The sequence below is a fragment of the Zoogloea sp. genome (genome assembly GCF_028689785.1).
GTDB lineage: Bacteria > Pseudomonadota > Gammaproteobacteria > Burkholderiales > Rhodocyclaceae > Zoogloea.
Window position 1 is genome coordinate 18189 of sequence record NZ_JAQVCN010000058.1, and the last position, 14212, is coordinate 32400.

A 14212-nucleotide genomic window follows, 5' to 3' on the forward strand; every position below is an offset into this window, starting at 1 on the left:
CGTCACATTGGGTCGCTAATCTTCGGTGCTGACATCAAGGGTTGTGGATCGTCCGGTCATGGCGATCCCGACTGACAGAGTTTCGATTTCCCAAAAGCCTCAGGAGAGTTTCATGCTGAAAGCCGTGTCCCGCTCGCTTCTCGTTACTGCCGGTGCTGCGCTGGCGTCTTCCGCCTTTGCTGCTGACATCACTGGCGCGGGTGCCTCTTTCCCGGCCCCGATCTACTCCAAGTGGGCTGATGCTTACCACAAGGCGACCGGCCACAAGGTGAATTACCAGTCCATCGGCTCCAGCGGCGGCATCAAGCAGATCACTGCCAAGACCGTTGATTTTGGCGCCTCCGACATGCCCCTGTCCCCCGAGCAGCTCGAGAAGGACGGCCTGCAGCAATTTCCGACCGTGATTGGTGGCGTGGTCCCCGTGGTGAACGTTCCGGGCGTCAAGCCGGGCCAACTGAAGCTGACTGGCGAACTGCTGGCCAACATCTATCTGGGCAAGATCACCAAGTGGAATGACCCGGCCCTGGTTGCCCTCAATCCTGGCCTGAACCTGCCGGGCAACGACATCGGCGTGGTCCGTCGCGCTGATGGCTCCGGCACCACTTTCATCTTCACCAACTACCTGTCCAAGGTGAGCAGCGAGTGGAAGGAGAAGGTCAAGGAAGGCGCTGCCGTGCAGTGGCCGCTGGGCCTGGGCGGCAAGGGCAACGAGGGCGTGTCCGCCTTCGTGCAGAAGCTGCCGGGCGCCATCGGCTACGTGGAATACGCCTACGCCAAGCAGAACAAGCTGACCTTCGCTTCCCTGAAGAACAAGGACGGCCATTTCGTGCTGCCCGACGATGAGAACTTCAAGGCCGCCGCCGCTGGCGCCGACTGGAGCAAGAACGCCTTCTACGAAATCCTGACCGACAAGCCGGGCAAGGACAGCTGGCCCATCACCGGTGCCACCTTTGTGCTGATGCACAAGACCCAGGACAAGCCCGTCCAGGGCGCCGAAGCGCTCCAGTTCTTCGACTGGGCCTACAAGAACGGCGGCAAGCTGGCCACTGATCTCGACTACGTTCCCCTGCCCGAAGCCACCGTCAAGCTGATCCGTGCTTCCTGGGGCAACCTGAAGGACGCTTCCGGCAAGGCTGTCTTCTCCGCCAAGTAAGAACGGCTTTCGCAGTCTGATGTAACGAGAAGGCCGGCAGAGGAGACTCTCCGGCCTTGTCTTCAAATCTACGGATCATATTTCATGAACACTGAGGTCATAGACATGAATAGCCGGCCCATTGATACCGCTCCGCCGGTACGCAAGCCGGTGAATCAGATGGGTTCGAGGATCTTCGGTGGCCTGTCCATGTTGTTCGCGCTGCTGGCCCTGATCCTGCTGGCTGGGATCATCGTGGCGTTGACGATCGAATCCATGCCGAGCCTGAAGGCTTTCGGGCCGGCCTTCCTGTTTTCCAGCGAGTGGAATCCCCCCGCTGAGCAGTTCGGAGCCCTCATTCCGATCTACGGCACCCTGGTGACTTCCATCATCGCCCTGGTGATCGCCGTGCCGGTCAGCTTCGGCATCGCCCTGTTCCTGACCGAACTCTCGCCTCTGTGGCTGCGCCGTCCCCTGGGTACGGCGGTCGAACTGCTGGCCGCGGTGCCGTCCATCGTCTTCGGCATGTGGGGCCTTCTGGTCTTCGCTCCGATCTTCGCCGAGTACATTCAGCCGCTTCTGGCAGCCACGCTGGGCAAGCTCCCCTTCATTGGCCAACTGTTCTCCGGCCCGTCCCTGGGCATCGGCCTGTTGTGCGCTGGTGTCATCCTGGCGGTCATGATCATCCCTTACATCGCGTCGGTGATGCGTGACGTGTTCGAAGTCACTCCGGCGATGCTCAAGGAATCGGCCTACGGTCTGGGCTGTACCACCTGGGAAGTGATGTGGCGTGTCGTGCTGCCCTATACCAAGAACGGCGTGGTGGGCGGCATCATGCTCGGCCTCGGCCGTGCGCTGGGGGAGACCATGGCGGTCACCTTCGTCATCGGCAACACCAACTTCCTGTCTACGGCGTCGCTGTTCGCGCCCGGTAACAGCATCACCTCGGCCCTGGCCAACGAGTTTGCGGAGGCCGAGCGCGGTCTGCACACCGCCTCGCTGATGGAGCTGGGCCTGATCCTGTTTGTCATCACGCTGATCGTGCTGGTGCTCTCCAAGCTCCTGCTGCTCCGCCTGTCCGCCAACGAAGGACGCTGATCCATGGAACTTCTCGCCCGTCGCAAATTGACCAACCAGGTCGCTCTCGGCATGTCCATGGCGGCCATGGTCTTCGGCCTGTTCTGGCTGGCCTGGATCCTGCTCACCGTGATCCAGCTGGGGATCGATGGCCTGTCCCTGTCTCTCTTCACTGAAATGACGCCGCCGCCGGGGGCCGAAACCGGTGGTCTCGCCAATGCCATTGTAGGTAGCCTGATCCTGGTTGGGCTCGGTACCCTGGTCGGTACGCCCATCGGCATCATGGCCGGCATCTACCTGGCGGAGTACGGTCGTTACACCCTGCTTGGCCGGGTGACCCGCTTCGTCAATGACCTGCTGTTGTCTGCCCCGTCCATCGTTATCGGCCTGTTCGTGTATGCGGTGATCGTGGCCACCACCGGCAAGTTCTCGGCCTGGTCCGGTGCTGTCGCCCTGGCCCTGCTGGTACTGCCCATCGTGGTCCGCACCACCGAGAACATGCTGATGCTGGTGCCGGGCTCCCTGCGGGAAGCGGCTTTCGCCCTGGGGGCGCCCAAGCATGTGGTGATCCGCAAGGTGACCCTGCGTGCGGCCCGCAGTGGTGTGGTGACCGGTGTGCTGCTGGCCGTGGCGCGTATCGCCGGCGAGACCGCACCGCTGCTCTTCACCGCCCTGTCGAACCAGTTCTGGAGCCTTGATCTGAACGAGCCGATGGCGAACCTGCCGGTGACCATCTTCAAGTTCGCCATGAGTCCCTTCGAGGACTGGCAGCGTCTGGCCTGGGCCGGCGTGCTGCTGATCACCCTGGGTGTCCTTGGCCTCAACATTATTGCCCGCGTGATGTTCCGCGCCGAAAAACTCCATTAAAAGAGTCTTCCCATGCAAGCAGCCAACCAATCCAAGCAGAGTGTCATCACCGGTCCGACGCAGATTGCGTTCCGGAACTTCAACTTCTACTACGGCGAGTTCCTGGCGCTGAAGAACATCAACTTCGAGATGGAGAAGAACAAGGTCACGGCATTCATCGGACCTTCCGGCTGTGGCAAATCAACGCTGCTGCGCACCATCAACCGCATGTACGACCTCTACCCCAACCAGCGGGCCGAGGGCGAGATCCTCCTCAACAATGAGAATCTCCTCAGCCCCAAGGTGGATGTCACCACCCTGCGGGCGCGGGTGGGCATGGTGTTCCAGAAGCCGACGCCGTTCCCCATGTCGATTTTCGACAACATCGCCTTCGGCGTGTCCCTGCACGAGAAGCTGAGCCGCGCCGAGCTGGAAGAGCGGGTCCAGTGGGCGCTGGTCAAGGCCGCCCTGTGGCCCGAGGTGAAGGACAAACTGCACCAGAGCGGCATGAGCCTTTCCGGTGGTCAGCAGCAGCGTCTGTGCATTGCCCGCGGTATCGCGGTCAAGCCCGAAGTGCTGTTGCTGGACGAGCCGACCTCGGCCCTCGACCCGATCTCCACCTCGCGCATCGAAGAGTTGGTGATCGAGCTGAAGAACGATTTCACCATCGTTATCGTGACCCACAACATGCAGCAGGCGGCGCGGATCTCCGACTACACCGCCTACATGTACCTGGGCGAGTTGATCGAATACGGTGTGACCGACGAGCTCTTCCTGCGTCCGAAGAAGAAGGAAACCGAGGACTACATCACCGGCCGCTTCGGCTGATGGCCGCAGCGCCCTGGAGGCCGAAGGTCTTCCAGGGCGAGGGGAGTGGATGCGAGAAGGACATCTGCCTTTCAGGGGCAGGTGTCCTTTTTTCAATTTGTATGCGGCAAAGGTAGAGGAGCAGGCAGAAGGCGTTTGTCGGACGTGGTGACGCTGGCTGGATCGGCCGTGGGGTCGAATTCACTCAACCTCGGACCCGAATTAAAGGCATGCCGATGATTCAGGCGACTGAAGTCGAGTCAATTCGACCCCCACAAACACAAACGGCGCCCGAGGGCGCCGTTGGCTACAGCAGGATCGCGCCGATTACTTCTTCGGGCTGATCTTGGTGAAGGCCTGGAAGGCTTCGGTGGAGGCCTTGGTCATCTGCTCGTAGGCGGCACGGGCGGTGTCCATGGCGCTCTGGATGGAACCCAGGGCGTTGTTGTCGCCGATCGGCATGCCCTTGAACATCTTCTGCAGGGATTCGAACATGTCCTGGCCGCCACCGGTGAGCTGCTCGCTGACCATCTTGCCGACTTCGGCCTGGGTCTTGGAGGTGATCTCGGCGATCTCGCGGGCACAGGAGAGCATCTTTTCGGTGGTGGCCTGGGCGTAGGCGGTACGCAGGTTCAGGGCTTCGGCCGGATCCTTGACGGAGGAGAGGGCCTTGGCGTTGGCCACACCTTCTTCAAACAGGGACTTGGCGGTGCCGACTTGCAGCTCCATGATGCGCTGGGAGTTTTCGATCGACAACTGGGCGAGGCGCATGGCGGCCTCAAGGTTCTTTTTCTGGATCTCGTTGAATTGCTGTTCTTGCTTGGTCGCCATAGTTTTCTCCACATTGTTGTTGAACAGTTAGAGACGCAGACTTGTTGTCTCCCGCAGCCTCTTGCCAAAAACGATATCACACGCTCATGCACGGAGAAGGGGCGTTGCATAAATAAATGATGCTTTTGATAAATTATGTTGCAGCGCAGCAACAGGTGTTGCGCTGGAGCCCCGCATCAAGGGGTGGAGAGACCGGCCCGGGCCTCCTCGGCCGAGTCGAAGATCTTCGGGGGCAGGTGAAGGGCTGACAGCGCGTTACCCAGTTTGGCCCGCAGGAAGGTGTTGGTGGCATAGCGGGTGACCTGGCTATAGCGACGTTCCATCAGGCCCTGGATCATGTTGGTGTAGGGCTCGAGCAGGTCGTCCTGGATGTCGAAGCCGTGGTAGTTCACCACCGCCGGAACCTTGCGGCCGAGGGGGGCGAGGATGTCCTCGATGTGGCTGCGGATCTCCTCGATATCGGTGGCCTTGCGCAGGCGCAGGTTCTCGAAGTCGATGAAGAAGATGTTCTGCGCTGAGTCAAAATGGAAGCGCGAGGCGAGGGGCACTGTCACGATCGTGCCGCGCAGGTCCATGGGTTCGTCGCGGAAGATGCGCGAGTCCATCAAGCGCGGTGTGCCGCGGATGAGCGGCTCGAAGCGCATGTGGGCGAGGATGTCGCGCTCGATGTCCACACCAGGCGCGACCTCGGTGAGTTCGACGCCATCGGGGGTCAGTTCAAACACGCAGCGCTCGGTGACGTAGAGCACCGGCTGCTTGCGGCGCAGGGCCTCGGGGCCGCTGAAGGTGCGGTGCTCCACCTCATGCACGAACTTCACTGCCTTGCCCTCGACCAGGATCTTCAGTTGCCCGCTGTCCAGGGTCACCTCCAGCCCGCCAGCGGTGAAGGTGCCCACGAAGACGACCTTCTTGGCGTTCTGGCTGATGTTGATGAAGCCCCCGGCACCGGTGAGCTTGGGCCCGAACTTGGAGACGTTGAGGTTGCCCTGCATGTCGGCCTGGGCAAGACCAAGGAAGGCGATGTCGAGACCGCCGCCGTCGTAGAAGTCGAACTGGCTGGGCTGGTCCACGATGGCTGCGGTGTTGATGGCTGCCCCGAAGTTGAGGCCGCCCTGGGGAACACCACCGATCACGCCGGGCTCGGCGGTGAGCGTCATCAGGTCGATGACGCGCTCCTCGGCGGCCACTGCGGCGATGCCCTCGGGCATGCCGATGCCCAGGTTCACCACCGCATTGGGGGTAAGCTCCATGGCGGCCCGGCGGGCGATGATCTTGCGCTCGCTCATCTCCATGGGCTCAAGGGAGGTGACGGGCACCCGGATCTCTCCGGAGAAGGCCGGGTTGTATTGCTCCAGGAAGGTCTGCATATGCCATTCGGGCCTTTCGGCCACCACAATGCAGTCCACAAGGATGCCTGGGATCTTCACCTGCCGCGGGCTCAGGGAGCCGGCCTCGGCGATGCGCTCCACCTGGGCGATGACGATGCCACCACTGTTGCGTGCCGCCATGGCGATGGCCTGGCCTTCGAGGGTCAGGGCTTCCTTTTCCATGGTGATGTTGCCATCCGGGTCGGCGGTGGTGCCGCGGATGATGCCGACGCTGATGGGGAAGGCCTTGTAGAAGAGGTATTCCTCGCCGTCGATCTCCATGACCCGTACCAGATCGTCGGTGGTACACGCGTTAGCCTTGCCGCCGCCGAAACGAGGATCAACGAAGGTGCCCAGGCCGACCCGGGTGAGGGTGCCGGGTTTGCCGGCGGCGATGTCGCGGTACAGGTGGGTGATGACGCCCTGAGGCAGGTTGTAGCCCTCGATGCGGTTCGACACGGCCAGCTCCTGCAGGCGCGGCACCAGCCCCCAGTGGCCGCCGATAACACGCTTCACCAGCCCTTCGTGGCCCAGGTGGTTGAGGCCCTTGTCCTTGCCGTCGCCCTGGCCGGCGCCGTACACCAGGGTCAGGCCGGCGGGCTGACCGCGGCCTTCTGGGTCCTGCTCGCGGGTCTCGAGGAAGCGCTGCTCCAAGGCGATGGCGATGTTCTCGGGAAAGCCAATGCCAACGAAGCCAGTGGTGGCCACCGTGTCGCCGGCGCGGATCAGCCGCACGGCGTCGGCGGCGCTGACGATCTTGCCGGTGTTGCGGCCCTGGGGACGCACGAAATGCGGGGTTTTCTGGGTCATGGATCCTCTCCTGTTGCGACGCGTGCGGGATCCCCGAACGATACCGAAAAGCCAGTGAATCGTCATGGCGGCCGGGCTGTTGCCCGACCACGCCCGGCCGCTTGCTCGTGCAGATCAATGCCCTTTCTGCCGGCTCACTCCTTCTTCTTCAACCTGTAGTTCAGCTGTGGGCGGGTGAGGCCCAGGCGGCGGGCGGCGCCGGAGAGGTTGCCGCCAGCTTCCCTGACCGCGTGCTGGATGAGGGCCTGTTCCAACTCGTCTAGGCTGACGCCGGCCTGCATGACCTGGCGGCATAGCTGTTCCCTGTCTCCCGTCCCTGGGGCTGCGGCCAGGTTGCCGGTGGCGTCGATGCCGTGGCTGACGGCTTCGAATTCCTGGGGCTCGGCAAACAGGTGCTCGATCTCGATGGCTTCGTTTTGGGGCGCGAGGATCATGCCGCGCTCGATGAGGTTTTCCAGTTCGCGGATGTTGCCGGGCCAGGTGTGGCCCTTGAGGGCGCGCATCGCCTTGTCGGTGAGGCCGGGCACGCGCTTGCCGTGCAGGGCGCCAAAGCGCCGCAGCATGGCCTCCACCAGCAGCGGGATGTCGGACAGGCGCTCGCGCAGGGGGGGGATGACCACCGGGTAGACGTTGAGGCGGTAATAGAGATCGCTGCGGAAGCGCCCGGTCTTCACGGCTGTCTGGAGGTCCACGTTGGTGGCTGCCACCAGGCGCACGTTGATCTTGCGGGTCCGTTCGTCGCCGAGGCGTTCGATTTCGCCTTCCTGCAGCACCCGCAGCAGCTTGGCCTGGGCGGCGAGGGGGAGTTCACCTATCTCGTCGAGGAAGAGGGTGCCGCCGTCGGCCCGCTCAAACTTGCCCATGCGTGACACCTGGGCACCGGTGAAGGCGCCTTTTTCGACGCCGAAGAGCTCGGATTCGATCAGGTCGTGGGGTAGGGCGGCGCAGTTGATGGCCACGAAGGGGCCGGCGGCACGCCCGCTCATCTCGTGCAGGGCGCGGGCGAAGCGTTCTTTGCCGACACCGGTCTCGCCCAGCAGCAGTACTGTCACCTGGGTGGCAGCGGCCTTTTCGATCAGGGTGTAGGCGTGGCGGAAGCCGGACGAGGCTCCGATCAGGTTCTGGCGTGGCAGGCCCCGCTCAAGGGACGCGCGCAAGGCATCCACCTGGTTGCGCAACTCCAACATGCGCCCGACGATGGAGTCGGCCTCGTAGTAGGGGGTGTGTTCGGCGGCATCGGGCCATTCTTCCACCGGCTTCCCGACGATGCGGCAGCGGTTGCTGCCGGTGGCAGAGCATTCCACTTCCTTGAAGAGGATGAAGCGGCGCATGAAGGCGGAGGTGTAGCCCGAAGCGTAGCCAATCTCCATCCAGCACACCGGGTGTTCAGCGTGGCCGAACTCGCGCACGTGCACTTCGGCTTCGCAGGAGTTTTCCCAGATGAACTCGCCGGCAAAGTGACCTTTCTCCAGGTCGAAGTCGAGACTCACCGGCGAGACATGCACCATGCCTTCGAGCATGTGCAACTGGGGGCCGACCACGAACGCGTCCTGCAGGCTCTGGCCGACGCGGATTTTCTTGGCCAGCTCGGCGTCCCGCACCCCGGAGGCGTAACCCATGCGCGTCAGGATGCGCCGGGCCTGGTCGATGCCTACCGAGTTGATGAGCTCCTTGCGCAGCTCGGCGAGGGCGGCCGCGTGCATCAGGATCATGCGGCTCTCGCCGAGCCAGATCAGCCCCTTCTCGGCACAGAAGTGCACGAGGCTGCGCAGGTCGTTGTTCTGCGGGTAGCGGATGTCGCTCAAGTCTTCTCCTCCGGATGTCCTTCGCCGCTCGATAGGAATTGTGGTGTCCGGCCCGGAGGCCGCGGCGGCGGAAGGCATCGCCTTATACCACGCAGGGAAAAAGCATTCGCGGCAGGCCTGCACGGCAGGCTGTTAGGCGCGTATCAACTTGCGTTATAAGTTCATTAGCGATAATAATACAAAATCTCGAGAAAATGGCGAGACAGGCATTCTGACCAAAGTCACCGCAGTGTGACCATGCCCGGGCCGCCCACCAGGAGGAGACCATGGCCGAGAAGTACCGTATTCATATTGAGAACAGCGGGGAGGACTACCCCTGCGCGTCCGACCTGAGCCTGCTGCGCGGCATGGAGGTGCTGGGCCGGCGCGGCATCCCTGTGGGGTGCCGGGGCGGTGGCTGCGGTGTGTGCAAGGTGCACATCGACGCCGGTAGCTACGAGGCCCGCAAGATGAGCCGGGCCTGCATCAGCGAGGAAGAAGAAACCCGCGGTGTGGTGCTCGCCTGCCGGGTCTATCCCCGGGGAGAGATGTCGGTGACCGTAGTGGGGAAGATGTGCAAGGCCCTGGATCAGGCGGGCAGCACATCAGGTTGAACGTCCAGCCGCAGCACGGGAGGTTCTGCGGCATGTCGAGATCGATGGAATTCGACCTCACGGATATTCCATTCCGTATCGATCAGTGTCTTCAACCAGGGGCGCAGCCCGTCTGTTTCACCTCCCTCTCCCGGCGGGCTTCCTGGTTTTCAACGGCCGTCACTGGAATGTGACGGCCGATTTTTTCGGCTGTGGCGCCTTACTCGAAGGGGCGGGGCCGCGGCGTTGCGTCGGCGGACGGGGGCAGGATGGGCATGGGGAAGCTGGGTTGGCGGCCGGTCAGTGTTTTCAGAAAGGCGACGATGCGGGCATTCTCCTCGGGGCTGAACTTGCGGCCCAGCTGGATGCGGCCCATGGTGTCCACGGCTTCGCCCAGGGTGTCGGCGGCGCCGTCGTGGAAGTAGGGGTAGGTGAGCTCCACGTTGCGCAGGGTGGGCACTTTGAAGTTGAAGCGGTCAGCGTCCTGGCCAGTTACGCCAACGCGTCCTTCAGCGGGGTTGCTGGTCTTGTAGGTTTCGACAACGCCCATCTTCTGGTAGGAATTTCCCCCCACCGCCGGGCCGTTGTGACAGGCCACGCAGCCGCTTTCCTTGAACAGCTTGTAGCCGGCCAGCTCGTCGACGCTGAGGGCCTTGCGGTCGCCCTTGAGCCATTTGTCGAAGCGTGAATCGGGCGTCACCAGGGTTTCTTCGAAGCTGGCGATGGCCTGGGTGATGCGCTCGATGTTCACTTCGTCGTTGCCGAAGGCTTTGCGGAAGGCGCCGCGATAGCCCGGTACGGTGCGCAGGGTGGAGACCGCCAGTTCGTGGCTGTAGGCCATCTCGCCGGGGTTGGCGATGGGGCCACCGGCCTGGGCTTTCAGGTCGGCGGCGCGGCCGTCCCAGAACTGAGCCAGGTTGAAGCGGGAGTTAAGCACCGTCGGGGCGTTGATGGGCCCCTTCTGCCAGCCGTGGCCGATGGACGACTTGAGGTTGTCGGAGCCGCCCATGGACAGGTTGTGGCAGGAGTTGCAGGAGATGAAGCCGGACTTGGACAGGCGCGGGTCGAAGAACAGCATCTTGCCCAGCTCGACGGCGGCGGGGTTGGTGACGGGTATGGCCTTGATGGGCTGGATGGGTTCGTTTGCCGGGGCGGCGTGGGGGGCCGACAGGGGTACCATGGCGTAGATGACTGCGGCCAGGGCAGGACTGAGTTTGAAGAACATGGAGCGCTCCAGAATAAGGGCAAGGGGCTGGGAAAGATCGCCCGGTTGCATCCCGGCGGGGTGGCGCGGGATGCTCCGGGGGTGGGCCTGATTGTCCTTGCGGAGGCTTAATGAATGCTTAAGGCATACGCGCTTGGAAAGTCTGATGGGGTCTGGGTGCCGCGCAGGTGAATGGTGATTTCGGGGACGCCGTCCTGCTTGCTCAAGCGGTCCGGCTCGCCAGCCACGTGCGCCAGCTGCCCAGGTGGGTGATGTCTTCTGCGCCTTCCAGGCCGGCGCTCTCGCAGATGAAGCCGCTCACCAGGCTGCCATCCTCCAGGCGGACCTTGCCGATGCCCAGAGGCGCCGGGATGCCGCCTACGAAACTGCCGAATTCGCTGGCGGGCAGTTCCCACACTTCCATCTCGACGCTGGCCCCGCCCTCGGCGACCCGGACCATGCCAGGGCGCAGGGGCGGGCCGCCGGCCAGGGCGTAGAAGCGGTACTCCGGTGCCGAGCGTACGGCGCCGACCAGGCGGGCCTTGCGCTGGGTGAGCTGCCCGTTGAGGGGCAGACCTGACAGGTGGGCGCCGCATACGGCGACGCGCAGCATGCCGTCGGTCACGCCGCTGGCGGGTGCGGAGGCCTCCGGCAGGGGCTGGCCGGTGGCGCCCAGGGGCAAGGCGGTGCTGTGCTGCCAGCGGGCGGCCAGTTCCAGCAGGGGGCCGTCCTGGTGGGCGGGGGCGAGGAGTGTGACGCCGAAGGGCAGGCCGTCGGAGCGGAAGGCGGCGGGCACGGCCACGGCCGAGTAGTCCAGCAGGTTCATGAAATTGGTGTAGTAGCCCAGCTCGGTGTTGAGCCGGATCGGATCGGCCTGCATGGCGGCGATGGTGGGGTGGCGGCCGGCGGTAGGGGTGAGGATCAGGTCCACCTCGTTCCAGGCGGCGTCGCAGCGGCGCTTGTAGGCCTTGAGCCGGTAGAAGGCGTCGAAGGCTTCCACGGCGCTGGCCTTGCCGCCGCCCAGGGTGATCTCCCGGGTGACGGGGAAGACCGAGCCGGGCTTCTGTTCGATGAAGTCGCGGATGGCGTGGTAGCGCTCTGCCACCCAGGGGCCGCCGTAGAGCAGGCTGGCGGTTTCCAGGAAGGGGCTGAAGTCGAGCTCGACGCAGCTACCCCCCAGGCCTTCCAGGCGGGCGATGGCGGCTTCGAAGAGGGCGGGGTTGTGGATGTCGCCGAAGAAGGCGCGTTGTGCCTCCCGGGGGACGCCGAAACGGAAGGGCTGGCCGGCGTTGAAGCGCCGGCCGTGGGGCCGGGCTTCGCGGCTGTAGGCGTCGTCCGGGTCGAAGCCGCGGGCTACGCCGAACACCGCAGCAGCGTCGGCGGCGGTCAGGGCAAAGATCGACACCGCATCCAGGGAGCGGCAGGCGGGCACTACGCCGCGGGTGGAGAGCAGGCCGCAGGTGGGTTTGAGCCCGACCAGGTTGTTGAGGGCAGCCGGCACCCGGCCGGAGCCGGCGGTGTCGGTGCCGAGGGAGAAGCTGACCTGCCCCGCCGCCACGGCCACCGCCGAACCGGAGCTGGAACCGCCGGAGATGTAATCGGGCTGCAGGGCGTTGCGGCAGGCGCCGTAGGGCGAGCGGGTGCCGTTGAGGCCGGTGGCGAACTGGTCCAGGTTGGCCTTGCCGAGGGGGATGGCCCCGGCGGCGAGGAGGCGGGCCACCACGGGGGCGCTGTCGGCGGGGGCATAGGCGTAGTCGGGGCAGCCGGCGGTGGTGGGCAGGCCGGCCAGGTCGATGTTGTCCTTGACCGCGAAGGGCACGCCGTAGAGGGGCAGGCCGGCTGGATCCTGCCCGTCGAGGGCGCGGGCGCGGGCCAGCAGTTCGGCCTCGGGCAACAAGCTGATCCAGGCGTGGTGCGTGTCGGCGGCAGCCAGGGCGTGCAGGTGGGCGAACAGCTCGGAGGGCTTGAGGCCGTTGCGGTAGGCGGCGGCCAGGGTGGTGAGGTCTAGGCTGGGGGGCAGCATGGGGGTGTCTCTCATCTCAGTGTGTGGTGTGCAGGATCAACAGATCCTGGCCGGCGGCAACGGGGGTGGCTTCGCGGCAGAGGAGCTTCAGCACTTCGCCGTCTTCGGGGGCGGTGACGGTGAACTCCATCTTCATGGACTCGACGATCACCAGCGGGTCACCGGCCTTGACCTGTTGGCCGGCCTCGACCAGCACCTTCCAGATGTTGCCGGGTACGTAGCTGGCAACCAGGCGGGCGCCTTCGGGCAGGTCCAGCTCGGAGTCGGCGGCGGCAGCGGCGATGTCGGCCTCGCTGATGTATTCGGCCTGGCCGGCGGCCTTCCAGCGCTCCCGTTCGGCTTCGAAGGCGGCCTGCTGGCGGGCCTTGAAGGCGGCGATGGGAGCGGCCTCGTCGGCCAGGAAGCGGCGGTAGTCGGCCAGGCGGAAGACGCCTTCCTCGATCCGCACGCGGGCGCGCCCGGCGGCGAAGTCCTTGCGCAGTTGCAGCAGCTCGGCCTCGCCCACCGGCACGAAGCGCACCTGGTCGAAGAAGCGCAGCAGCCAGGGCTTGTCGAACTGCCCGGTGCCCCGGGCGCCGTGGTTCCAGCGGTTCCACATCTGCACCGTGCGGCCGACGAACTGGTAGCCGCCGGGGCCTTCCATGCCGTACACGCACATGTAGGCGCCGCCGATGCCCACGGCGTTCTCAGGGGTCCAGGTGCGGGCCGGGTTGTACTTGGTGGTGACGAGGCGGTGGCGCGGGTCCATGGGGGTGGCCACCGGGGCGCCCAGGTAGACGTCGCCCAGGCCCAGCACCAGGTAGCTGGCCTCGAAGACAGTGCGGTACACCTCGTCGATGCTGTCCAGCCCGTTGATGCGGCGGATGAACTCGATGTTGGACGGGCACCAGGGGGCGTCCTTCCTCACTGACTGCATGTACTTTTCGATGGCGAGCTTGGTCGCCGGGTCATCCCAGGATAGGGGCAGGTACACCGTGCGGCTGGGCACCTCCATGTCGTCGATGGCAGGCAGCGCGTCCTCGGCAGCCTGCAGCGCGGCGAGCAGGGCGCTGCGGTCGGTGCGGCGGGCGTCGAAATGGACCTGCAGGGAGCGGATGCCCGGGGTCAGGTCGATGATGCCGGGCTGGGGGTGGGCCTTGAGCCAGTCCATCAGGGCGTGAACGCGGAAACGCAGTTCCAGGTCCAGCACCAGCGGACCGTATTCCACCAGCAGGTAGGCGTCGCCGGCCTGGCGATAGACCACCCGGGGGCGCTCGCCGGCGGCGGGCAGTTCGGCCAACACCGGGGTGGTGACCGTCTCGGGTTCGGCGACGACGGGGGGGGCGAGGGGCGCATTCGCGTCGCCCAGGGCGGCGTCGGCCTCGGCCAGGCGCCGGGCGGCGGTGGCGGCGCTCACCGGTACGAAGCGCAGGGTGTCGCCCGGGCGCAGCTGGCCGAGCTTCCACAGGTCGGCCTGGATGACGACAGAGGGGCACACGAAGCCGCCCAGGCTGGGGCCGTCCGGGCCGAGGATCACCGGCATGTCGCCGGTGAAGTCGATGGCACCGATGGCGTAGGCGTTGTCGTGGATGTTGGAAGGGTGCAGGCCGGCCTCGCCGCCGTCGGTCCGGGCCCACTCGGGCTTGGGCCCGATCAGGCGTACGCCGGTGCGGCTGGAGTTGTAGTGGATCTCCCAGTCGGTGGTGAAGAAGCGGGCGATGTCCGGGTCGGTGAAGAAATCCGGCGCGCCGTGGGGGCC

At 65.0% G+C, this 14212-nt stretch carries 11 protein-coding genes; 5 read left to right on the forward strand and 6 right to left on the reverse strand.

What is annotated here, in order from left to right:
* Positions 1–112 precede the first annotated feature (112 nt).
* The 4 genes from pstS to pstB all read left to right on the forward strand — a co-directional run bounded on the left by pstS (position 113) and on the right by pstB (position 3883).
* Positions 113–1153, forward strand: a complete 1041-nt coding sequence (pstS, locus tag PHI64_RS18920) for a phosphate ABC transporter substrate-binding protein PstS (RefSeq protein WP_299886252.1) — start codon at positions 113–115, stop codon at positions 1151–1153.
* 84 nt (positions 1154–1237) lie between these two features.
* Complete coding sequence (gene pstC, locus PHI64_RS18925; protein ID WP_299886254.1) at positions 1238–2230, forward strand: phosphate ABC transporter permease PstC; 993 nt, start codon at positions 1238–1240, stop codon at positions 2228–2230.
* A 3-nt stretch (positions 2231–2233) separates the two neighbouring features.
* Positions 2234–3076, forward strand: coding sequence for a phosphate ABC transporter permease PstA (gene pstA / locus PHI64_RS18930; RefSeq protein WP_299886257.1), 843 nt, complete (start codon positions 2234–2236; stop codon positions 3074–3076).
* Positions 3077–3088: 12 nt separating this feature from the next.
* The gene (gene pstB / locus PHI64_RS18935) at positions 3089–3883 is read left to right on the forward strand and encodes a phosphate ABC transporter ATP-binding protein PstB (RefSeq protein WP_299886260.1); all 795 of its coding nucleotides are present in this window, start codon (positions 3089–3091) and stop codon (positions 3881–3883) included.
* 306 nt (positions 3884–4189) lie between these two features.
* Here the strand turns inward: pstB and PHI64_RS18940 are convergent, their stop codons facing one another.
* The 3 genes from PHI64_RS18940 to PHI64_RS18950 all read right to left on the reverse strand — a co-directional run bounded on the left by PHI64_RS18940 (position 4190) and on the right by PHI64_RS18950 (position 8675).
* Positions 4190–4693: a phasin family protein gene (locus PHI64_RS18940; RefSeq protein WP_299886263.1), complete on the reverse strand. Its 504-nt coding sequence runs from the start codon at positions 4691–4693 to the stop codon at positions 4190–4192.
* A gap of 176 nt (positions 4694–4869) precedes the next feature.
* Positions 4870–6870 carry an acyl CoA:acetate/3-ketoacid CoA transferase gene (locus tag PHI64_RS18945; RefSeq protein ID WP_299886266.1) on the reverse strand — a complete coding sequence of 667 codons (2001 nt, stop codon included), beginning with the start codon at positions 6868–6870 and terminating at the stop codon, positions 4870–4872.
* Positions 6871–7004: 134 nt separating this feature from the next.
* Positions 7005–8675, reverse strand: a complete 1671-nt coding sequence (locus tag PHI64_RS18950; protein ID WP_299886269.1) for a sigma-54-dependent Fis family transcriptional regulator — start codon at positions 8673–8675, stop codon at positions 7005–7007.
* 266 nt (positions 8676–8941) lie between these two features.
* Between PHI64_RS18950 and PHI64_RS18955 the strand changes: the two genes are divergently transcribed.
* Positions 8942–9268, forward strand: a complete 327-nt coding sequence (locus PHI64_RS18955; protein WP_299886272.1) for a 2Fe-2S iron-sulfur cluster binding domain-containing protein — start codon at positions 8942–8944, stop codon at positions 9266–9268.
* Positions 9269–9467: 199 nt separating this feature from the next.
* On the opposite strand, the gene PHI64_RS18960 is transcribed toward PHI64_RS18955, so the two are convergent.
* The 3 genes from PHI64_RS18960 to PHI64_RS18970 all read right to left on the reverse strand — a co-directional run.
* Complete coding sequence (locus tag PHI64_RS18960; protein WP_299886282.1) at positions 9468–10427, reverse strand: cytochrome-c peroxidase; 960 nt, start codon at positions 10425–10427, stop codon at positions 9468–9470.
* A gap of 247 nt (positions 10428–10674) precedes the next feature.
* A complete protein-coding gene (gene atzF / locus PHI64_RS18965; protein ID WP_299886274.1) occupies positions 10675–12474 on the reverse strand; it encodes an allophanate hydrolase in 1800 nt (599 codons plus the stop codon).
* A gap of 16 nt (positions 12475–12490) precedes the next feature.
* Positions 12491–14212 (reverse strand): carboxyltransferase domain-containing protein (locus PHI64_RS18970; protein WP_299886277.1); only part of this gene is annotated, 1722 nt, incomplete at its 5' end.

Coding starts and splice junctions, on each gene's coding strand:
- PHI64_RS18955 (WP_299886272.1), top strand. CDS start 8,942: ATGGCCGAGAAGTACCGTATTCATATTGAGAACAGCGGGGAGGACTAC.
- PHI64_RS18940 (WP_299886263.1), bottom strand. CDS start 4,693: ATGGCGACCAAGCAAGAACAGCAATTCAACGAGATCCAGAAAAAGAAC.
- pstS (WP_299886252.1), top strand. CDS start 113: ATGCTGAAAGCCGTGTCCCGCTCGCTTCTCGTTACTGCCGGTGCTGCG.
- pstC (WP_299886254.1), top strand. CDS start 1,238: ATGAACACTGAGGTCATAGACATGAATAGCCGGCCCATTGATACCGCT.
- PHI64_RS18960 (WP_299886282.1), bottom strand. CDS start 10,427: ATGGTACCCCTGTCGGCCCCCCACGCCGCCCCGGCAAACGAACCCATC.
- pstB (WP_299886260.1), top strand. CDS start 3,089: ATGCAAGCAGCCAACCAATCCAAGCAGAGTGTCATCACCGGTCCGACG.
- pstA (WP_299886257.1), top strand. CDS start 2,234: ATGGAACTTCTCGCCCGTCGCAAATTGACCAACCAGGTCGCTCTCGGC.
- atzF (WP_299886274.1), bottom strand. CDS start 12,474: ATGCTGCCCCCCAGCCTAGACCTCACCACCCTGGCCGCCGCCTACCGC.
- PHI64_RS18945 (WP_299886266.1), bottom strand. CDS start 6,870: ATGACCCAGAAAACCCCGCATTTCGTGCGTCCCCAGGGCCGCAACACC.